The organism is Sphingobacterium sp. MAE, assembly GCF_056711605.1.
Genome location: NZ_CM160044.1, coordinates 399,125 through 417,959, shown reverse-complemented (window position 1 = coordinate 417,959; position 18,835 = coordinate 399,125). Strand labels below are relative to the sequence as shown.

26 protein-coding genes are annotated in these 18,835 nt (G+C 35.4%); 3 read left to right on the top strand and 23 right to left on the bottom strand.

All coding sequences use genetic code 11. The features are described 5' to 3' along the window. Positions 1-111: 111 nt before the first annotated feature. Positions 112-849: a lysophospholipid acyltransferase family protein gene (locus AC06G9_RS01820; RefSeq protein ID WP_094771526.1), complete on the top strand. Its 738-nt coding sequence runs from the start codon at positions 112-114 to the stop codon at positions 847-849. Here AC06G9_RS01820 and AC06G9_RS01815 read toward each other — a convergent pair whose 3' ends face one another. Both AC06G9_RS01815 and AC06G9_RS01810 read right to left on the bottom strand, forming a co-directional pair. After that, on the bottom strand, positions 850-1,980 hold the full coding sequence (locus tag AC06G9_RS01815; RefSeq protein WP_346575208.1) for a glycosyltransferase family 2 protein: 1,131 nt from the start codon (positions 1,978-1,980) through the stop codon (positions 850-852). After that, complete coding sequence (locus tag AC06G9_RS01810; protein WP_248754919.1) at positions 1,964-2,941, bottom strand: flippase-like domain-containing protein; 978 nt, start codon at positions 2,939-2,941, stop codon at positions 1,964-1,966. The genes AC06G9_RS01815 and AC06G9_RS01810 overlap by 17 nt, the downstream gene beginning before the upstream one ends. A gap of 122 nt (positions 2,942-3,063) precedes the next feature. On the opposite strand from AC06G9_RS01810, the gene ruvC reads away from it, so the two are divergent. Next, on the top strand, positions 3,064-3,630 hold the full coding sequence (gene ruvC, locus AC06G9_RS01805; protein WP_045754636.1) for a crossover junction endodeoxyribonuclease RuvC: 567 nt from the start codon (positions 3,064-3,066) through the stop codon (positions 3,628-3,630). A 2-nt stretch (positions 3,631-3,632) separates the two neighbouring features. On the opposite strand, the gene AC06G9_RS01800 is transcribed toward ruvC, so the two are convergent. Then, positions 3,633-4,676 (bottom strand): hypothetical protein, encoded by a 1,044-nt coding sequence (locus AC06G9_RS01800; RefSeq protein ID WP_045755616.1) that lies wholly within the window; start codon positions 4,674-4,676, stop codon positions 3,633-3,635. A gap of 223 nt (positions 4,677-4,899) precedes the next feature. Here AC06G9_RS01800 and AC06G9_RS01795 point away from each other — a divergent pair, with 223 nt between their 5' ends. Next, positions 4,900-5,373: an Lrp/AsnC ligand binding domain-containing protein gene (locus AC06G9_RS01795; RefSeq protein WP_045754637.1), complete on the top strand. Its 474-nt coding sequence runs from the start codon at positions 4,900-4,902 to the stop codon at positions 5,371-5,373. Between the two features lie 55 nt (positions 5,374-5,428). On the opposite strand, the gene AC06G9_RS01790 is transcribed toward AC06G9_RS01795, so the two are convergent. The 20 genes from AC06G9_RS01790 to rpsH form a co-directional block, all read right to left on the bottom strand. Beyond that, positions 5,429-6,493, bottom strand: coding sequence for a M20 family metallo-hydrolase (locus AC06G9_RS01790; protein WP_480957436.1), 1,065 nt, complete (start codon positions 6,491-6,493; stop codon positions 5,429-5,431). Further along, complete coding sequence (proC, locus tag AC06G9_RS01785) at positions 6,486-7,289, bottom strand: pyrroline-5-carboxylate reductase (RefSeq protein WP_281047643.1); 804 nt, start codon at positions 7,287-7,289, stop codon at positions 6,486-6,488. Before proC ends, AC06G9_RS01790 begins: the two co-directional genes overlap by 8 nt. 11 nt (positions 7,290-7,300) lie before the next feature. Further along, a complete protein-coding gene (argB, locus tag AC06G9_RS01780; RefSeq protein ID WP_045754640.1) occupies positions 7,301-8,098 on the bottom strand; it encodes an acetylglutamate kinase in 798 nt (265 codons plus the stop codon). Between the two features lie 45 nt (positions 8,099-8,143). Beyond that, a complete protein-coding gene (locus AC06G9_RS01775; protein WP_260947310.1) occupies positions 8,144-9,109 on the bottom strand; it encodes a Rossmann-fold NAD(P)-binding domain-containing protein in 966 nt (321 codons plus the stop codon). Between the two features lie 19 nt (positions 9,110-9,128). Next, the gene (locus tag AC06G9_RS01770) at positions 9,129-10,262 is read right to left on the bottom strand and encodes an aspartate aminotransferase family protein (RefSeq protein WP_293928405.1); all 1,134 of its coding nucleotides are present in this window, start codon (positions 10,260-10,262) and stop codon (positions 9,129-9,131) included. A 139-nt stretch (positions 10,263-10,401) separates the two neighbouring features. Continuing rightward, positions 10,402-10,896 (bottom strand): 50S ribosomal protein L17, encoded by a 495-nt coding sequence (gene rplQ, locus AC06G9_RS01765; RefSeq protein WP_480957435.1) that lies wholly within the window; start codon positions 10,894-10,896, stop codon positions 10,402-10,404. Positions 10,897-10,969: 73 nt separating this feature from the next. Then, the gene (locus AC06G9_RS01760; RefSeq protein WP_045753992.1) at positions 10,970-11,962 is read right to left on the bottom strand and encodes a DNA-directed RNA polymerase subunit alpha; all 993 of its coding nucleotides are present in this window, start codon (positions 11,960-11,962) and stop codon (positions 10,970-10,972) included. Positions 11,963-12,053: 91 nt separating this feature from the next. After that, positions 12,054-12,662: a 30S ribosomal protein S4 gene (rpsD, locus tag AC06G9_RS01755; RefSeq protein WP_045753991.1), complete on the bottom strand. Its 609-nt coding sequence runs from the start codon at positions 12,660-12,662 to the stop codon at positions 12,054-12,056. Between the two features lie 58 nt (positions 12,663-12,720). Next, positions 12,721-13,110 carry a 30S ribosomal protein S11 gene (gene rpsK / locus AC06G9_RS01750; protein ID WP_045753990.1) on the bottom strand — a complete coding sequence of 130 codons (390 nt, stop codon included), beginning with the start codon at positions 13,108-13,110 and terminating at the stop codon, positions 12,721-12,723. A gap of 10 nt (positions 13,111-13,120) precedes the next feature. Continuing rightward, positions 13,121-13,498 carry a 30S ribosomal protein S13 gene (gene rpsM, locus AC06G9_RS01745; protein ID WP_045753989.1) on the bottom strand — a complete coding sequence of 126 codons (378 nt, stop codon included), beginning with the start codon at positions 13,496-13,498 and terminating at the stop codon, positions 13,121-13,123. Between the two features lie 27 nt (positions 13,499-13,525). After that, a complete protein-coding gene (gene rpmJ / locus AC06G9_RS01740) occupies positions 13,526-13,642 on the bottom strand; it encodes a 50S ribosomal protein L36 (RefSeq protein ID WP_038702005.1) in 117 nt (38 codons plus the stop codon). A 46-nt stretch (positions 13,643-13,688) separates the two neighbouring features. After that, positions 13,689-13,907, bottom strand: a complete 219-nt coding sequence (infA, locus tag AC06G9_RS01735) for a translation initiation factor IF-1 (RefSeq protein WP_002997456.1) — start codon at positions 13,905-13,907, stop codon at positions 13,689-13,691. Between the two features lie 74 nt (positions 13,908-13,981). Beyond that, a complete protein-coding gene (map, locus tag AC06G9_RS01730; protein ID WP_045753988.1) occupies positions 13,982-14,764 on the bottom strand; it encodes a type I methionyl aminopeptidase in 783 nt (260 codons plus the stop codon). 9 nt (positions 14,765-14,773) lie between these two features. Next, entirely contained in the window at positions 14,774-16,111 is a 1,338-nt protein-coding gene (secY, locus tag AC06G9_RS01725) for a preprotein translocase subunit SecY (protein WP_045753987.1), read from the bottom strand. Between the two features lie 3 nt (positions 16,112-16,114). Next, positions 16,115-16,561: a 50S ribosomal protein L15 gene (gene rplO, locus AC06G9_RS01720; protein WP_045753986.1), complete on the bottom strand. Its 447-nt coding sequence runs from the start codon at positions 16,559-16,561 to the stop codon at positions 16,115-16,117. A 114-nt stretch (positions 16,562-16,675) separates the two neighbouring features. After that, on the bottom strand, positions 16,676-16,855 hold the full coding sequence (gene rpmD, locus AC06G9_RS01715; RefSeq protein ID WP_045753985.1) for a 50S ribosomal protein L30: 180 nt from the start codon (positions 16,853-16,855) through the stop codon (positions 16,676-16,678). A gap of 5 nt (positions 16,856-16,860) precedes the next feature. After that, positions 16,861-17,379 (bottom strand): 30S ribosomal protein S5, encoded by a 519-nt coding sequence (gene rpsE, locus AC06G9_RS01710; RefSeq protein WP_038695504.1) that lies wholly within the window; start codon positions 17,377-17,379, stop codon positions 16,861-16,863. A 12-nt stretch (positions 17,380-17,391) separates the two neighbouring features. Beyond that, positions 17,392-17,745, bottom strand: a complete 354-nt coding sequence (gene rplR, locus AC06G9_RS01705) for a 50S ribosomal protein L18 (protein WP_045753984.1) — start codon at positions 17,743-17,745, stop codon at positions 17,392-17,394. A gap of 5 nt (positions 17,746-17,750) precedes the next feature. After that, positions 17,751-18,305, bottom strand: a complete 555-nt coding sequence (rplF, locus tag AC06G9_RS01700; RefSeq protein ID WP_045753983.1) for a 50S ribosomal protein L6 — start codon at positions 18,303-18,305, stop codon at positions 17,751-17,753. Positions 18,306-18,325: 20 nt separating this feature from the next. Then, positions 18,326-18,724 (bottom strand): 30S ribosomal protein S8, encoded by a 399-nt coding sequence (gene rpsH / locus AC06G9_RS01695; protein ID WP_045753982.1) that lies wholly within the window; start codon positions 18,722-18,724, stop codon positions 18,326-18,328. Positions 18,725-18,835 lie beyond the last annotated feature (111 nt).

Sequence of the window (18,835 nt, the reverse complement as noted above, 5' to 3'; positions counted from 1 at the left end):
ATATATTTTACGAAAGTGAACTTGAATAATATTAAGAACATCTAACCGCAATAATTATTTGTAAACTATATTAATAATTATATTTGCTGTAAATAATAATTAGATTGAAACATGAAGAAGATTATTGGATTTATTCTGACACCTATATTTTATTTCTTTTTTGGCTTATGCCTTTTAATTTTTCATCCCATTCAATGGTTAAGTCTTAAATTAGGAGGATATAATATGCATAAGAAGAGTGTCGATCTACTCAATTTCTTTCTTACTTATTGCAATTGTCTCCTTTTCAATAGCGTAACTTTTATTGATAATAAAAATATCCCTACGGGGCAACCCATAATTTTTGTTGCGAATCATCAAAGTACATTTGATATACCGGCTATGATCTATTTTTTAAGAAGATTTCATGGCAAGTTCATCTCCAAAATAGAATTAGCCAAAGGCATACCCAGTATATCTTTTAATCTAAAACATGGAGGAGCAGCGAATATTGATCGTAAAGATTCAAAACAGTCCATAGGAGAGATTTTAAAACTTGCGAATAATATGAAAACTAAAAATTGGTCTGCTTTTATTTTTCCTGAAGGGACACGTACAAGAAATGGTAAAATGAAATCTTTTCACGTGGGTGGAATCGCTACCATATTGAAAAAAAATCCAGATGCACTTATTGTTCCAATAGCCATTAATGGTTCTTATGAAATGACTAAAAGTGGTTTATTTCCGCTAACACCTTTTGTAAAAATGAGTTGGGAAGTATTGGATCCAATTGATAAAACCGATAAAACTTTAGAAGAAATAGTTTTAGAAGCGGAACAAAAAATTCGTATGAGAGTCAAAAATGGTTAATTATTTGACTTGCCTTCCTTTCCAATCATATTTCCCAATATTACCCAACACCCCTATATACACGAGATAAATAATATGTAGAGAAGACAGAATCGGTAAGTACTTCATTAATTCCTCTCTATTGGAAAATCGCGTCAAAGGTTGTATAAACAAATATTCAACTATTATCTTAGCCACAAGGACGACCAGAAAAGTAAAAAGATAGGTATAATGATAAAATAGACCCGCTAAAAGACAGGCTAGCATACAAAAATTAAATAGCCAAATCGTAATCCCTAGTAAGACGATTGCTTTGTTTTTATATTTAGTACTTTTTGATGCCCAACGCTTGCGTTGGCTGATAAATGATTTCAATGTGGGTTTAGCATCAGTATATACAATTGCGTCAGTAGATTTACAAAAACCTATCTTATGGGGATATTTAGCAGCAACTTTATGTAAAAATAGTTCGTCATCACCCGAAGCCAACTCATCTATTCCTGAAAATCCACCCATTTCATAGAATACATCTTTACGATAAGCTAAATTTGCACCATTACAAGTTGTTGGGTTTTTATTTCCAATACCAGCAGCTCCCAAACCTATTAAATATAAAAACTCAAGTGTTTGAAGTCTTTCAAAAAAGGATTTTTCTTCTGAATAAACAACTGGCGAAGATAACATGTATAAATCTTGAGTTTCAAAATAACTAATGATCGTTGTCAACCAATTCTCATCCATACGACAGTCAGCATCTGTCGTAACGATAGTATCTCCACTACATAAATCAATGGCTTTTGAAATAGCTAATTTCTTATATGAGTTCAATTTATTACTCTCATTGAGCTGAATCAATTGCACTCCTCTGTCCGCATAGGACAATACAACTTCACTTGTACGATCGTTAGAATGATCATCTATCACAATTAACTCGAGCAGTTCCGAAGGAAATCTTTGATGCAAAATAGCTTCGATAGTCCTTGCGATCCCAGACTCCTCATTGCGAGCTGCGATGATAACTGAAACTCGTCTCGTTGGTTTGTAATTGGATATAACGGTCGGTATCTCAAACCAACCCTTACGCATATACAGCACCAATGCAATATAGATCAGTGCTAATAATATTGTTAAAAAACTAAGACTTAGAATCACCAAAAAAATTTATTTTCAAAACAAAAAAAGAACCTAAAAAAGCTGGAAGTATTAGGTTTACAAACCAAATACAGGATACGATTGCCATTACAGCCAGCTCTTGGTTCGTTATATAACTATAAAGATTACCGGCAACAAAACTTCTTACACTAAAATCAAAAATATCCAATGTAGGTAATGCTGCCTGTACGAAGAACAAAATGAATATCATCAAAATCATTGCCATGACTGGCAATTCTGGCAAAATAACCAACATTAAAATAATATATTGCGAAGTAAAAATGATAAATCGAGCTAATGAGATCAAGATGACCACTAACAATTCCTTAAAAGTATATTCTTCCAAAATGGAGAAGAATGGTTTGATACGTTTCAGAAAACCAATTTTTCCAACGATAACATCTACCCAATGAACATTAAAATATAGAACTAAGAAACCTGTAGCATATAGAATTGCTAATAACCAAATACCAAACCCAATAGATAAAGGGGTTTCCATGTAAGTACATGCAAACCAAGCGATGCTTAATGCTCCCGCTATACTAGTCAATACCAATTGAGCAAATAAACCGACACCCATAGCGACAGCACCCTTAGCTCGATTTTCAGGCTTTAAAAACAAAACTCTTCCACCGTATTCACCAATTCTATTTGGAGTAAAGATAGCCCATGTTAATCCACTAAATACGGACTGGAAAGCTTTACCTAAGGATATTCTTTCAATTCTTATCGAGAGATACTGCCATTTAACAACTTCAAGCATCCAATTTACAAACATTAAAAATACAATAAGACTGAAGGTCAACCAAAAATAATGAGGATCAATCCCAGCTATCAGTGTTTTAAATTTCAGCAGATTATTTGGATCTGATAATTGCTTATAAATGTACCAGCCAGCAAAAGCCAAGACTGCGATTTTAATCAATATACCACTATATTTTTTTTGTGCTTTTGTCAGCATTTCTCAATTTTGGAAACAATGTTACTAAATTTTAGTCAAAGCTAAAGCTATTTTATGGCAATTGTAGTATCCTTTCGTCCTTGAATTTATATCCATATCGAATAAAAAATGTAATATTGCACATGCAGAAGGAGAAAGCGAAAGAAAGAATTATTTTAGGCATTGACCCTGGAACAGTTGTTTTGGGCTATGGGGTAATACGAGAACAAGGAAATAACATTAGTCTGATAACAATGGGCGTAGTTAAAATGGGACACCTTGATGATCATGCGCTCAAACTTCAACGCATATTTAAAAAAACGACAGCTCTAATCGAGGAGTATAAACCTGATAGTGTTGCTCTAGAGGCACCATTTTACGGCAAAAACATTCAAGTAATGCTTAAGCTCGGTAGAGCGCAAGGGGTTGCTATGGCCGCAGCGCTTAATTTTGACATACCAATTTTTGAATATGCACCTAGAAAAATTAAACAATCGGTCACTGGCAGTGGCAATGCCACCAAGGAACAGGTGGCAGGGATGCTCAAGTCCCTACTAAAATTCAATGAAACTCCAGAATTTTTAGATGCAACTGATGGACTGGCTGCTGCAGTTTGTCATTCTTTTCAAAAAAATGCGAGCACAGGTAATAGTAAAAGTTACAGTGGATGGAGTGCTTTTGTGAAAGATAATGAGAAAAGAGTCAAATAAGCTTATAGCTGCACTTGTCTAATTACATTTTTCACATTCAATTCTACAATATCAGTCATAGTTTTACATCTCAAATACTGCTCATTCTCATGTGAGATGGCATAAGCTTCGCGTAATTGCTTAATATTCTCCTCTGTAGATAATTGCTGAGTTTTTGATGCATCTCTCAGATCTGCAATTCGATGCCTCTCACTACGTACCCGATGGACAATCGAAGATCGTTCTTCTTGTTGATACTGCGATACTGTTTTATCAGTTAAATGCTCCATAGACAGCTTGACATAAGGAAAATTCTCTTTAAAAAACTGGGGCATATAGACTTTAGGATTGCCTTCATAAAATTGTTGGTCAAAATCAATTGCACGAATTCGAAATTGAAAATCATCAAAATCAGGAGTGATTTGTACAACGAAGTTATAAGCACGCATGTCTCCTAATAAAGATATAATACAACGTTCATTAAATTTGACAAACTCTTTAGAGATTCGAGTAAGATTATAATCAGGTGTATACATTCTTTGTTTGGCAAAAATATCTCCGGGAATACCCACAATATGCTCTTCCACTAATGTCTCATGATCTACCATATAGTTCACTTGGTTAGGAGACAATATCTCTTCCAATTCCAATCCGTAAATACGTGAAGCATCAGCCTGTTTGATATAAAAGTAATCATAAACATCATTCAATCGATTTACAATTCTAATTCGAAATGGTCTGGTATTTCCAAACGCGCAATATTCGACACGATCAATATACTTATGCTGCACAATTCGGGTATTACCAGATGCCTTTAAATTGGCGTAAATTACTTTCAAACCATCGTAAAGTTGATCGATTAGATATGGTGGATATAGTGGCGTTTCCCAAAAAGTATCATTCCCGTATTTGTCCATAACAGGTATGGTCTCAGTAAAGGAGAGTAGATCCTTATAACTGATAGGTAGTTTTGCGTCACGTTGATATAAACGTAAATATTTATGTAAACCCTCTCCCACAGCATAAATGGGTTTTTTTCTTGAAATTTTAACGTCTTCTATTTCCATAAATTTGGCATTCATGACTTAAAGTCAATAATAATCAAAATGATATAAAAAATTGTTATTCAAATATCACATTAATAATATGTATATAAAATTTTTACTAAATTTACAGACATAAACCAACAAATCTTAGTATTTTTGAAAAATTTAAAATTTTAATCTGTGACGATTATAAAAAACAATAGGTCATCGACACTGATTAACTTAATTAATAACAGCACATTTAATGGAAAACAACTATTCTAATTACGATTTAGACAATCTTGATATTCAGATATTATCAATTTTGATGAATGATGCGTCTATTCCTTATACAGAAATAGCAAAAAAATTAATTGTATCTGGAGGTACCATCCATGTTCGCATGAAAAAAATGGAAGAATTGGGTATTATTAAAGGATCCAATCTCATTATAAATCCACAAAAAGTAGGTTTTGATATCACTGCTTTCTTAGGTATTTATCTTGAAAAAGGATCTCAATATTCAGATGCTGTTTCACAATTAAAAGAAATTAAAGAAGTTGTTGAATTACACTACTGTACAGGTCAATATAGTATCTTTGCCAAAATCATCTGTAGAGATACTGTACATCTTCGTAAAGTATTGAATGAAGATATTCAATCGGTACAAGGAATTCAACGTACTGAAACCATTATATCTCTTGAAGAAAGTATAAAAAGACAGATTAGTTTAGTTTAAACTATGAAATCTTATATAAATAAAAAAGCACAAAATATATTTTGTGCTTTTTTATTTATATAATTTTTTCTAACATGCTTATATAATCGTCGATACCATTCCGTATTTCTTCTATAAAAATAAATTCATCTGCCATATGGGAACGCCCGGAAAAACCTGGCCCCAATTTTACTGAAGGAATTCGTAATAACGCTTGGTCACTCATAGTGGGAGATCCATAAGTCTTCTTTCCAAGGCTAATCCCTGATAAAACAAAAGGATGATCTTCTGGAATTGAAGAAGAACTCAATCTAGTCGATCGCGCTGAAACATCCGATAACACGTGCTGTTTTATAATTGCCAATGTTTCTTCATTACTATAAGCATCCGTTGTCCTGACATCAACAACAAAATTGCAAGTCGCTGGTACAACGTTATGTTGTTCTCCACAATGAATCATCGTAACAGACATTTTGATCGGACCCAGTTTATTGGATTCTCGTTCAAATTGGTAAGATTTAAACCACTCAATGTCTCGAATAGCCTTGTAAAGAGCATTTTCACCTTCTTCTCTTGCTGCATGCCCAGCTATACCCTGCGCTGTACAGTCCAATACCATTAAACCCTTTTCGGCAATAGCAAGATCCATTAAAGTTGGCTCTCCGACGATGGCAAAATCCAAAGTTCCTAAATCAGAAATTATTGATTCTATCCCTCCTTTTCCAGATACTTCCTCTTCCGCTGTCGCTGCCAAACAAAAATTATATTGAAGATCAGATCGATCGTAAAAATAAAGAAATGCAGCAATTAGAGAAACCAAACATCCTCCAGCATCATTACTCCCTAATCCAAAAAGCTTACCATCTGCTTCATCGGGCGAAAACGGATTTCTAGTGTAACCAGTATTGGGTTTTACTGTATCATGATGTGAATTTAATAAGATAGTAGGTTTAAGAGGGGAATAATTTTTATTATAAACCCAAATATTATTTCCTTTACGATACGACTTAATTTGTTTTTTATTAAAAAATTGAGCAATTAAATCGGCTGTTTTACCCTCATCCCTACTAAAAGAAGAAATTTTAATCAGTGATTTCAGTAATATTAAACTCTCTTCAAATAATTGAACACGATTATTCATTATATAAACCTCCAGCCTTTTGAGCAGATAATTTAATCCCTTTTATGAAGGCGGAGCTGAAACCATGATGCTCCATTTCATTCAAACCTGCAATAGTACATCCTTTAGGGGAAGTTACCTTATCAATTTCACTTTCTGGATGCGTTTGTGTTTGAAGTAACAAGTCAGCTGCACCCTTAGCTGTTTGAACCGCCATCTTTAGTGCATCATGGGCATGAAAACCGATTTCTACACCTCCTTGTGATGCCGCTCGAATAGCTCTTAAGAAAAAAGCAATTCCACAAGCGCACAGTGCTGTCGCCGAAGTCATTAAATCTTCATTTATGACAACAACTGCTCCAACGGTCTCAAACATCACCTCTACTTCTTTAACGATATGAGCTGCTGCAGTATCCGTAGCAATACAAGTCATTGATTGTCCAATAGCAATTGCCGTATTAGGCATTGCTCTTACGACCGATGTACCTTGTCCTAGCACTTCTTTAATATCCAAACAGCTCACTCCTGAAACAACAGACACAAAAATTTGATCAGAATCCTTCACTATTGGGGCAATTTCTTCCAGAACTTTCCGTAACTGTTGCGGTAAAATTGCAAAAACAATAATATCAGCATCTTGAACGGCCTGTACGTTATTGTCTGTGACGACAAATCCTAACTGGCTTTCATGACTTAATGCTTTAATATTACGTCTTGTTAAAGTAATTTGTTCTGCTTTGCAAAATTTACTCTTAACTAAACCTTTTGCAAGTGACAAACCAATATTTCCTGTTCCGATAATGGTGATTCTTTTCATGATTCAAAATTCTATTTTAAGGTTAAACAAGTTCCAAATTGCCCTTGTTGGAACAAGTGCAAGTTATTGGCATGACCAATATACACATTCCTAACACCTTTTTGTATAGCATCAAAAGCATTTTGCAGTTTTGGTACCATACCATCATGGATTGTACCATCTTCCTTTAATTTTGGAAACTCATCAGCATGAATTGAATTAATGACCGACTGATCATCTGTAACATCTCTTAATACACCATTCTTTTCAAAACAGTAAACTAAAGACGTATCATATAGAGACGATAGACCAACAGCTAAAGCAGAAGCAATTGTGTCTGCATTCGTATTCAATAACTGGCCTAAACCATTATGAGTGATTGCTGAGAATACGGGAACAAATCCCGCTTCTAAGAATTTTTTAATAGAAGCTGTATTTACAGAATCATGTAAAATATCACCAACAAAACCATAATCAATATCCCTAACAGGACGTTTTATGGCTTTAATAGTTCCGCCGTCAGCTCCACTCAGGCCTATCGCATCACATTTTAAAACTTGAAGTTTTGCAACAATATTTTTATTAGTTAACCCTGCATAAACCATGGTTACAATACGTAACATGGCTTCATCTGTGATTCTACGTCCCTCGACCATCTTAGCCTCAATCCCTAGATCACTCGCCATGCGCGTAGCTATTTTACCACCACCATGCACTAAAATCTTTTTGCCTGGTAATGCTGCAAACTTTTCTAAAAATGAATCTAAAAGTAATTCATCATCAATGATATTGCCACCTATCTTTATAATATTCAGGCTACTATTTGACATCTTTCTCTCTAAATCTTCCAAAATAATATATTTACAAGCTTATTTTTATTTCTTTAAGCTCTCTAGCATACGCTTTAATACTACTTGAGCAGCCCAAACACGGTTACTGGCCTCTTTAATGACTAGAGAATTTGGACCATCCAGAACTTCTGATGACAATTCCAAATCTCTTCTAACAGGAAGGCAATGCATAATTTTTGCGTCATTGGTCAACGCTAATTTTTCGTTATCGATTAACCAATTTTCCTTTACAGGATATACCTGTCCATATTCTTCGTAAGAAGACCAATTTTTCACATATACAAAATCGGCCCCTTGAAGGCTATCATTCAAGTTATTCGATACCTTAGCACCATTTGTAAATTCTTCAGATAATTGATATCCATCAGGATGTACAATTGTAAAATCAACTAAACCTTCTGATTGAGCTTGACACATCCATTCCGAAAATGAATTTGGTACTGCTTGCGGTAAAGCTTTTACATGAGGAGCCCAAGCTAAAACAACTTTAGGCTTCTCCGTTTTTTTATATTCTGTGATGGTTATAATATCAGTCAGACTTTGTAAAGGATGACGGGTTGCACTTTCTAAAGAAATGACGGGTACACCACAATATTGAATAAACTTGTTAAATAAATCTTCCGAATAATCTTCTTCTCGATCTTTTAATTTTGGAAAAGAGCGTAAACCCAAAATATCACAATACTCTCCCATAACGGCAGCTGCTTCACGAATATGTTCGACAGTTGCACCATTCATGACAACTCCATCTTGAGTTTCTAGTGCCCAACCATCTTTATCCATATTCATGACCATGACATTCATTCCTAAATTCATAGCAGCTTTTTGAGTACTCAAACGCGTACGCAAACTCGGATTTAAGAACACTAAGCCCAGCGTTTTATATTTTCCTAAAGATTCTAATTCATTGGGATTAGCTTTTAGCTCCAACGCTTCTTTCACTACGTCAGACACATTTGCAACATCCTTAACAGAAAAAAACTTTTTCATATCTATATTTTAATCAAAATTAACCTTTCAAAATTTCAGCAAACGCTGTTAAAAATTGATCAGCCATTTCTTTTGTTGTATTTAATGCAGGTAATAAACGGATAACAGAAGGCTTAGCCTCTCCTGTGAATATATTATAACTATCTAATAAATCTTTTCTTACATGAGCTAATTCACTAGGCAAATCAATACCTATCATCAATCCACGTCCTCTGACTTCGCTGATCTGTTCAAACTTATTCAATTCGCTTATGAGATAAGCTCCAACTTGAGCAGCATTTTGAATTAAATTTTCTTGTTTAATAACTTCCAAAACAGCAACTGCAGCGGCACAAGCCAAATGATTACCACCAAATGTCGTTCCCAACATACCGTAGGTAGCCACAAATTTGGGAGCTATACTAATTGCACCGATAGGAAATCCATTTCCCATTCCCTTTGCCATGGAATATATATCAGCATCAACACCAGCATAATCATGTGCATAAAACTGCCCAGAACGACCGTAACCACACTGTACAGCATCAGCAATAAATACAGAACCATATTGATCACAAAGTGAACGAATTAACTTAAGAAATGCTACAGATGCCTCACGAATACCCCCGACACCTTGTATTCCTTCAATAATTACAGATGAAATTTCATCGCCATAAGATTGGAATGCCTCAACCAAAGCTTCTTCATCGTTAAAAGGTAAAAATATAACATGATCAGTTTCATTGACCGGAGCAACAATACTTGGATTATCTGTACAAGCAACCGCCAAAGAAGTACGTCCATGAAAAGCTTTTGAAAAAGCAATAACCTTTTTTCGCTTATTATAGAAGGATGCCAATTTTAATGCATTTTCATTAGCTTCTGCACCAGAATTACATAAAAACAAATGATAATCCTCTTTCCCTGAAACCTCACCTAATAATCGAGCTAGTTCACGTTGAATAGGAATCTCGACAGAATTAGAATAAAATCCAATTCGATTTAATTGTTCTGTCACACGTTGAACATAATGTGGATGCGTATGACCAATTGAAATCACAGCATGACCACCATATAAATCCAAGTAAGCATTTCCTTCGGCATCCCACACCGTCGAGCCCTGTGCTCTTACAATATTAATTGGATTAATGGGATAAACGTTAAATAAGTCCATTGATAATGAATAAATAATTAAATGAGAAACATAAGTCCGATATGCATTGCAAATATAGCTAAGTCTTCCTAAAAATCAGTTAAAAATAAAAAAGCCTATCATTTTCATGATAGGCCTTATATCTAAAAAAGTTAAAGAACTAGTCTTTGTTTTCTTTTTCTGTAGTAGTAGCATCAGTTTCTGCTGGAGCTTCTTCAGTTCCTTCAGTTTTTTTCTTAGAAGTACCACGACGACGAGTTGCTTTTTTCTCAGTAGTAGCTTTAGCACCGTAGATTTCATTATAGTCAACCAATTCGATGAATGCCATTTCAGCGTTATCACCTAAACGATTTTCCATTTTGATAATACGTGTATAACCACCTGGACGATTAGCTACTTTTTCCGATATTTCACGGAATAATATAGTAACAGCCTCTTTATCTTTTAAGTAAGCGAAAACAGTACGACGAGAGTGAGTCGTATCGTTTTTAGATTTAGTAATCAAAGGCTCAACATATTTACGTAAAGCTTTAGCTTTTGCTAAAGTAGTTGTGATACGTTTATGTTTTACTAATGACGTTGCCATGTTAGCTAACATTGCCTTTCTATGGCTGTCAGTACGGCCTAAGTGATTTACTTTTTTTCCGTGTCTCATTTTTAATTTAATTTTAATGTATATACCGTCTCTACACAGAGGGAATTATATACAAGCCGCTTATTTTAATATATTAATCTTCGTCTAATTTATATTTAGACAAGTTCATTCCGAATGATAAACCTTTCGATTTAACCAATTCTTGAATTTCGCTTAATGATTTCTTACCGAAGTTTCTGAATTTCAACATATCTGCTACGTCATAAGTAACTAATTCAGATAATGAACGAATATCAGCAGCTTTCAAACAGTTCAATGCACGAACTGAAAGATCTAAGTCAACTAATTCCATTTTCAAAATTTTACGCATATGTAAAATTTCTTCATCAACAACTTTAGTTTCTTCCTTAGTTTGAGACTCAAGAAGCATATTCTCATCAGAAAATAAGATAAAGTGTTGAATTAAGATTTTAGCTGCTTCTTTTAAAGCTTCTTCTGGATGAATAGAACCATCAGTAGAAATATCTAACAACAATTTCTCGTAGTCAGTTTTTTGTTCTACACGGTAGTTCTCAATGGTAAATTTAACATTCTTAATCGGAGTAAAGATCGAATCAATCGCGATTAATCCTACAGGACCATCAACGACTTTATTCTCATCAGCATTTACATAACCACGACCTTTAGCTACGCTCAATTCTACTTCAATTGTAACCGAGTTATCCATGTTACAGATAACCAAATCAGGGTTTAATACTGTAAAGTTGTTTGAGAATTTTGTGATATCACCAGCTGAGAATTGCTCTTGACCATTGATTACTACAAATATCTTTTCGCTATCACCTTGATCACCTGTTTTTTGAAAACGAACTTGTTTCAAATTCAAAATAATCTCAGTAACGTCTTCAACTACACCTTTAATAGTTGAAAATTCGTGCGAAACGCCTGAAAACCTTATCGACGTAATTGCATATCCTTCTAATGAGGACAATAAAATACGGCGCAAAGCATTACCAATGGTTACACCAAAACCAGGCTCCAATGGACGAAATTCGAACGTACCATCAAAATCTGTAGATTTTTGCATGATAACTTTATCCGGTCTTTGAAATGCTAAAATTGCCATTTATTTCTTTTTAAAGTTTTTGTAATAATACTTGCAATACAATAGAATATGCATAATCCATGATGGACTATGCATATTACTACTTTATTTATTATTTAGAGTATAACTCTACGATTAAGTTCTCTTTGATGTTCTCAGGAATGTCAGATCTCTCAGGGTAGCTTAAGAAAGTACCTGTAAGTTCTTTAGCATTCCACTCCAACCATGAGTATTTGTTGATAATTCTACCAGCAACTGAATCAGTGATTGTTTCAAGAGTTTGAGAACGCTCACGAACAGCGATTACATCACCTGGACGTAAGCTATATGATGGAATGTTAACTAATTCACCGTTAACAGTAATGTGTTTGTGCGATACTAACTGACGAGCAGCAGAACGAGTAGGAGCGATACCTAAACGGTAAACCGTGTTATCTAAACGAGCTTCTAATAATTTCAAGAAGATCTCCCCTGTAATACCTTGTTTTGAGGCAGCTTTAACAAACAAATTAGCGAATTGACGCTCTAACACCCCGTAAGTGTACTTTGCTTTTTGCTTTTCTAACAACTGAATAGCATATTCAGATTGTTTACCTCTGCGTTTAGATGCTCCATGTTGTCCAGGAGGATAATTCTTTTTTTCTAACGCTTTATCTGGGCCGAAAATCGGCTCTCTAAATTTACGGGCAATTTTGGACTTAGGTCCTGTATATCTAGCCATTTTTTTTCTCTTAAAGTATCTATTAGCCTTTAGCTAATGAATCTTATCTTTAACCTAATTAAACTCTTCTACGTTTTGGAGGACGACAACCGTTGTGAGGAAGTGGTGTAATATCTTTGATAGTAGTTACATCAATTCCAACAGTTTGTAATGTTCTGATAGCCGACTCACGTCCAGCACCAGGTCCTTTTACGAATACCTCTACTTTACGTAGACCTAAATCGTAGGCAACTTTACCACAGTCATTTGCTGCTTGACCCGCTGCGTACGGTGTATTCTTTTTAGAACCTCTAAAACCCATTTTCCCAGCGCTTGACCAAGAAATAGTTTGACCTTGATTATTAGTCAAAGTAACAATGATATTATTAAACGTAGCATTGATGTGTGCTTGACCAACAGGCTCAATTACAACAATACGTTTTTTTGCAGCTTTTTTACTTTTAGCCATTTCTTAATTTTTATTTAGTAGCCTTTTTCTTGTTTGCAACTGTCTTACGTTTACCCTTACGAGTACGAGAGTTGTTTTTAGTGCGTTGACCACGAACTGGTAAATGCTTACGATGACGTAATCCACGGTAACATCCAATATCCATTAAACGTTTGATGTTTAATTGAATTTCTGAACGCAATGCACCTTCAACTTTAATTTCATCAGAAATTAATGTACGAATTGCTGCCAATTGCTCATCATTCCAATCTTGAACTTTAATGTCCTGACTGATTCCCGCCTTATCTAAGATAAGCTCCGCTGTTGTACGACCGATACCAAAAATGTAGGTAAGGCCGATAACACCCCTTTTGTTTTTAGGTAAGTCAATACCTGCTATCCTTGCCATATATGTTTAGCGATTATTTTTAATTAATTAACCCTGACGTTGTTTGTACTTAGGGTTCTTTTTGTTGATTACAAAAACTTTTCCTTTGCGACGAATGATCTTACAATCAGCGCTACGTTTTTTTATTGATGCTCTTACTTTCATGATCTTAATTATTTTCAAAAGCTTGCACTATCAGACAATCAACCCGTTACTTATAACGGTATGTGATACGTCCTTTAGTCAAATCATAAGGAGACATTTCTAATTTAACTTTATCCCCAGGCAGAATTTTGATATAGTGCATACGCATTTTACCAGAAATATGAGCAATAATTTCATGCCCATTTTCCAATTCTACCCTAAACATAGCATTAGAAAGTGCCTCTCTAATTATTCCATCTTGTTCAATTGAGGCTTGTTTAGCCATATATTCTTGATTATTATTTTGTTAAATAGCCTGCAAACAGGAGTGCAAAGATATATAAAATAATTGAAAATCAACTATTTTTCACCTAAAACTTTCTCTACATGTTCAAATGTCAACAACACATCGGGCTCGCCTTTACGAATAGCGACCATTTGTTCGAAGTGCGCTGACAGTTTACCATCAACAGTACTTACTGTCCATCCATCATCCCAAAATCTCACGCCTGCTTTTCCTGCATTGATCATTGGCTCTATACAAATAACTAAGCCCGACTCTAATTTGGCACCAGAACCGCGTTTACCGTAGTTAGGAACTTCTGGTTTTTCATGTAAATGAAGACCAACACCATGTCCAACCAGTTCTCGTACAATACCAAAACCGTATTTAGAAACATGCTCCTGTATAGCTGCACCGATATCACCTACACGTTTTCCAGCCACAGCTTGCTCTATGCCTTTGTACATAGATTCTTTTGTTACATCAAGTAACAGCTGCGCTTCTTCAGTAATATTACCAACACCGAAAGTGTAGGCCGAATCACTAATGAAACCGTTAAGATTTACGCCACCATCAACAGAAACAAGATCTCCATCTTTGATTATATAATCACTAGGAAATCCATGAACGATCTGATCGTTAACAGAAATACATAGTGAGTATGGAAATCCATGATAATTAAGGAACGCAGGCGTCCCACCATTATCATGGATAAACTCGTAAGCTAACTTATCAAGAGATAAAGTGGTTATGCCAGGTTTGATAACCTGAGCAACTTCACCAAGCAATTGCGAAAGCACATTTGCTGACAATCGCACTTGCTCAATTTCTTCCTCTGATTTATAATATACTTTAGACATCTAAAGAATTTAAATTGCCGACTGATCTACACCTTCTACTGCCGCAGGAGTTCTTCCTTTAATGCGTCCAGTTTTCATTAATCCGTCATAATGACGCATTAATAAGTGGCTTTCAATTTGTTGCAAAGTATCCAACACAACACCTACCAAAATCAATAAAGACGTACCTCCATAGAAATGCGCAAATTGATTATTAATACCGAATAAACTTGCAATAGCAGGTAATATAGCAATGATCGCAAGGAAAATTGCACCAGGGAATGTGATATTTGAAATCACACGATCAATAAAGTTACTTGTTTCTAGACCTGGTTTAATACCCGGTACAAATCCTCCATTTTTCTTCATATCATCAGACATTTGCTGAGGATTAACCATAATAGCTGTATAAAAGAATGTAAATGCTATAATCAAAATAGCAAAAGTTACATTATAAGCAACAGATGTATAGTTACTCAAAGACGTTAAAAAATCTGATTGAAGATTAGGGAAAAACTGACCTAGACTCATTGGCACAAACATAATAGCTTGTGCAAAAATGATTGGCATTACACCGGCAGCATTTACCTTAAGAGGAATATACTGTCTAACTCCACCTACCTGTTTATTTCCAACAATTTTCTTTGCATATTGAACCGGGATCTTACGAACACCTTGTACGATTAAAATCGTAAATACAACTACAAAAAATAAAGCTAAAAATTCAAGTAATAATGGAATTGGCCCACCACCACCTTTACTCATACGTGACACCCACTCCGCGGTAATACCACTTGGCAATTGTGCGATAATACCCGTCATAATGATCAAAGAAATACCATTACCAATACCTTTATCAGTAATTTTCTCTCCTAGCCACATTACAAACAAAGTACCCGCTGTCAAAACTATTGCAGTAAGAATAGTGAACATTGGATCTGCTAACGTTTTTGCTGAAGGCTCAATCTGAGTTCTCACATACGCAAACGCTTGAAGCAAAGTAATCGCTAACGTTAGATAGCGCGTAATTTGATTCATTTTAGTACGACCACTTTCACCCTCCTTCTGCATTTTTTGGAAATAAGGTACCGCGATGCCCAATAACTGAACAACAATGGATGCCGAAATATAAGGCATTACCCCTAACGCAAAGATAGCTGAACGAGAGAATGACCCTCCTGCAAACATATCCAATAGACCAAGTAAACCTTCTTTTTGACCAGAGGCCAAAGCTTGGGGATTTACTCCAGGTAATACAATATGACATCCAATACGGTAAATTAGAAGAAATAGCAACGTATTCAAGATACGCGTGCGTAGATCATCAATTTTCCAAATATTGGTTAAGGTTGTGATTAGTTTCTTCATTTATTAAAGTTTAACGATAGAACCGCCTGCTGCTTCAATAGCTTGTTGAGCAGTAGCCGAGAACGCATGCGCTGTAACTTCAACTTTTGCTTTCAACTCACCACGACCTAAGATTTTTACTTTGTCTTTCTTAGATACTAAACCGTGCGCAACCAATTCCTCTAAGTTTACAGTTGTCAAGTTATGTTTCTCTACCAATTCTTGTAAAGCATCTAAGTTTACACCATTATACTCAACACGGTTTAAGTTCTTGAAACCAAATTTAGGTACACGACGTTGCAAAGGCATTTGACCACCTTCGAAACCGATTTTCGTTGAGTGACCTGAACGAGAACCAGCACCTTTATGACCACGTGTAGAAGTACCACCGCGACCAGAACCTGTACCACGACCAATACGTTTACTACTTTTTACGGAACCTTTTGCAGGTCTTAAATTACTTAAGTTCATTTTAAAACTAAATTGTGTTAGGCCTTCGCTTTCACTAAACAGGTCCTAACGATTAAAAAATTGATTATAATAAAGTAATGGAAAGAACTATATTGTTCTTTCCATATGCTCATATTAAATAGTTTCGATAGCTACTAAGTGATTTACTTTTCTCACCATACCAATAATAGCTGGTGTAGCTTCAACTTCTACTGAGTGATTGATTCTTTTCAAACCTAATGCCTCAATAGTTTTCTTTTGGCGCTCGCTTCTGTCGATAACGCTCTTTATCTGGGTGATTTTGATTTTTGCCATGATAATTAACCGTTAAATACTTTGTTTAAATCGACACCACGGTGCTGTGCTACTGTATATGCATCACGCATGTTAGCTAAAGCATCAATAGTTGCCTTTACCACATTATGTGGGTTAGATGAACCTAATGATTTTGCTAATACGTCTTTGATACCAGCAGACTCTAATACTGCACGCATAGCGCCACCTGCTAAAACTCCTGTACCCGCAATTGCTGGTTTAATCAAAACTGAACCTCCAGAATATTTACCATATTGTGAGTGAGGTACAGTACCTTTGATAATAGGAACTTTAACTAAGTTTTTCTTAGCGTCGTCAATTCCTTTCGTAATTGCTTCAGTAACCTCTTTCGCTTTACCTAAACCGAAACCAACGATACCGTTTTCATCACCTACAACCACGATTGCAGAGAAACTGAAAGTACGACCACCTTTAGTAACTTTAGCTACACGTTGGATACTTACTAAGCGATCTTTTAATTCAATCTCGCTTGATTTTACTCTTTTTATATTGCTTAATGCCATTTCGTTCTATGATTAAAAGTCTAAACCGCCTTCGCGAGCACCTTCAGCCAAAGATTTGATACGGCCATGGTATAAGTACCCATTACGGTCAAAAACTACTTTACTAATTCCAGCTGCAACTGCTTTTTCTGCAACTAATTTACCTACCGCTTTTGATTGCTCAACTTTGTTGCCTGCAGCAGCAAAATCTTTTGAAGCACTAGAAGCAGACACTAATGTCTTTCCAGCAACATCATCAATGATTTGAGCGTAGATACCTTTATTACTTCTAAAAACTGACAAGCGTGGACGCTCTGTTGATCCAGCCAGGTGTTTTCTGATTCCTTTTTTGATTCTCTCTCTACGAGATGCTTTATGTCCTGCCATGGTTATTATTTTTTAGCTGATTTACCTGCTTTTCTTCTTAATACTTCACCTACAAACTTAATACCTTTACCTTTATATGGCTCTGGTTTACGGAAGCCGCGGATTTTCGCTGCGATTTGACCGATTAATTGTTTGTCGATAGATTCCAAAGTGATAGTAGGGTTTTTACCCTTATCAGCAGTTGTTGTTGCTGTAATTTCTTTTGGCAACATAAATACAATCTGGTGAGAGAAACCTAAAGTTAACTCTAATACATTACCTGTGCATGTTGCACGGTAACCTACACCGACTAATTCTTGAGTAGTTTTGTAACCTTCAGTTACACCGACAACCATGTTGCTCAATAAAGAGCGGTATAATCCGTGTAATGCTTTGTGTCTTTTTTGATCTGTAGCACGAGTTACTACGATGTTTCCATCTTCTTGAGCAACTGTAATGTCACGATCAACTTGTTGTGTTAATTCACCTTTAGGGCCCTTTACTGTAACTAAATTCTTGTCAGATACAGTCACCGTTACACCAGCAGGCATAGCGATAGGCGCTTTTCCAATTCTTGACATTTCTTTGTGATTTTCCTAGATTAATAAACGTAACATAAAACTTCACCGCCAACATTTTGTAAGCGAGCTTCTTTGTCTGTCATAACTCCTTTAGAAGTTGACAAAACAGCGATACCCAAGCCGTTCAAAACACGAGGCATAGTCTCAACACTTGCATATTTTCTTAAACCAGGTTTACTCACACGTGTCAACGTACGAATAGCCGAGATTTTGCTAATTGGATTGTATTTCAAAGCAATTTTGATTGTGCCTTGAACTCCAGTCTCATCAAATTTGTAATTAGCAATGTAACCTTTGTCAAAAAGAACTTTAGTAATTTCTTTTTTAAGGTTCGATGCAGGAATTTCAACAACCCTGTGGTTGGCCTTAATGGCATTCCTTACTCGTGTAAGGTAATCCGCTATTGGATCTGTATTCATTATATATAAAAGTTGTGACAACGGTTTCCTTTCCAACTTTTGGAGCAGACCTTTTGTCGATTAATAAATTTTAACGTAAAAAACCCTAGCAAATCTGAAAAAAGATTTGCT

Coding starts and splice junctions, on each gene's coding strand:
- AC06G9_RS01820 (WP_094771526.1), top strand. CDS start 112: ATGAAGAAGATTATTGGATTTATTCTGACACCTATATTTTATTTCTTT.
- AC06G9_RS01810 (WP_248754919.1), bottom strand. CDS start 2,941: ATGCTGACAAAAGCACAAAAAAAATATAGTGGTATATTGATTAAAATC.
- ruvC (WP_045754636.1), top strand. CDS start 3,064: ATGCAGAAGGAGAAAGCGAAAGAAAGAATTATTTTAGGCATTGACCCT.
- AC06G9_RS01800 (WP_045755616.1), bottom strand. CDS start 4,676: ATGGAAATAGAAGACGTTAAAATTTCAAGAAAAAAACCCATTTATGCT.
- AC06G9_RS01795 (WP_045754637.1), top strand. CDS start 4,900: ATGGAAAACAACTATTCTAATTACGATTTAGACAATCTTGATATTCAG.
- AC06G9_RS01790 (WP_480957436.1), bottom strand. CDS start 6,493: ATGAATAATCGTGTTCAATTATTTGAAGAGAGTTTAATATTACTGAAA.
- proC (WP_281047643.1), bottom strand. CDS start 7,289: ATGAAAAGAATCACCATTATCGGAACAGGAAATATTGGTTTGTCACTT.
- argB (WP_045754640.1), bottom strand. CDS start 8,098: ATGTCAAATAGTAGCCTGAATATTATAAAGATAGGTGGCAATATCATT.
- AC06G9_RS01775 (WP_260947310.1), bottom strand. CDS start 9,109: ATGAAAAAGTTTTTTTCTGTTAAGGATGTTGCAAATGTGTCTGACGTA.
- AC06G9_RS01770 (WP_293928405.1), bottom strand. CDS start 10,262: ATGGACTTATTTAACGTTTATCCCATTAATCCAATTAATATTGTAAGA.
- rplQ (WP_480957435.1), bottom strand. CDS start 10,896: ATGAGACACGGAAAAAAAGTAAATCACTTAGGCCGTACTGACAGCCAT.
- AC06G9_RS01760 (WP_045753992.1), bottom strand. CDS start 11,962: ATGGCAATTTTAGCATTTCAAAGACCGGATAAAGTTATCATGCAAAAA.
- rpsD (WP_045753991.1), bottom strand. CDS start 12,662: ATGGCTAGATATACAGGACCTAAGTCCAAAATTGCCCGTAAATTTAGA.
- rpsK (WP_045753990.1), bottom strand. CDS start 13,110: ATGGCTAAAAGTAAAAAAGCTGCAAAAAAACGTATTGTTGTAATTGAG.
- rpsM (WP_045753989.1), bottom strand. CDS start 13,498: ATGGCAAGGATAGCAGGTATTGACTTACCTAAAAACAAAAGGGGTGTT.
- rpmJ (WP_038702005.1), bottom strand. CDS start 13,642: ATGAAAGTAAGAGCATCAATAAAAAAACGTAGCGCTGATTGTAAGATC.
- infA (WP_002997456.1), bottom strand. CDS start 13,907: ATGGCTAAACAAGCCTCAATTGAACAAGATGGAATAATTAGAGAGGCA.
- map (WP_045753988.1), bottom strand. CDS start 14,764: ATGTCTAAAGTATATTATAAATCAGAGGAAGAAATTGAGCAAGTGCGA.
- secY (WP_045753987.1), bottom strand. CDS start 16,111: ATGAAGAAACTAATCACAACCTTAACCAATATTTGGAAAATTGATGAT.
- rplO (WP_045753986.1), bottom strand. CDS start 16,561: ATGAACTTAAGTAATTTAAGACCTGCAAAAGGTTCCGTAAAAAGTAGT.
- rpmD (WP_045753985.1), bottom strand. CDS start 16,855: ATGGCAAAAATCAAAATCACCCAGATAAAGAGCGTTATCGACAGAAGC.
- rpsE (WP_038695504.1), bottom strand. CDS start 17,379: ATGGCATTAAGCAATATAAAAAGAGTAAAATCAAGCGAGATTGAATTA.
- rplR (WP_045753984.1), bottom strand. CDS start 17,745: ATGGCAGGACATAAAGCATCTCGTAGAGAGAGAATCAAAAAAGGAATC.
- rplF (WP_045753983.1), bottom strand. CDS start 18,305: ATGTCAAGAATTGGAAAAGCGCCTATCGCTATGCCTGCTGGTGTAACG.
- rpsH (WP_045753982.1), bottom strand. CDS start 18,724: ATGAATACAGATCCAATAGCGGATTACCTTACACGAGTAAGGAATGCC.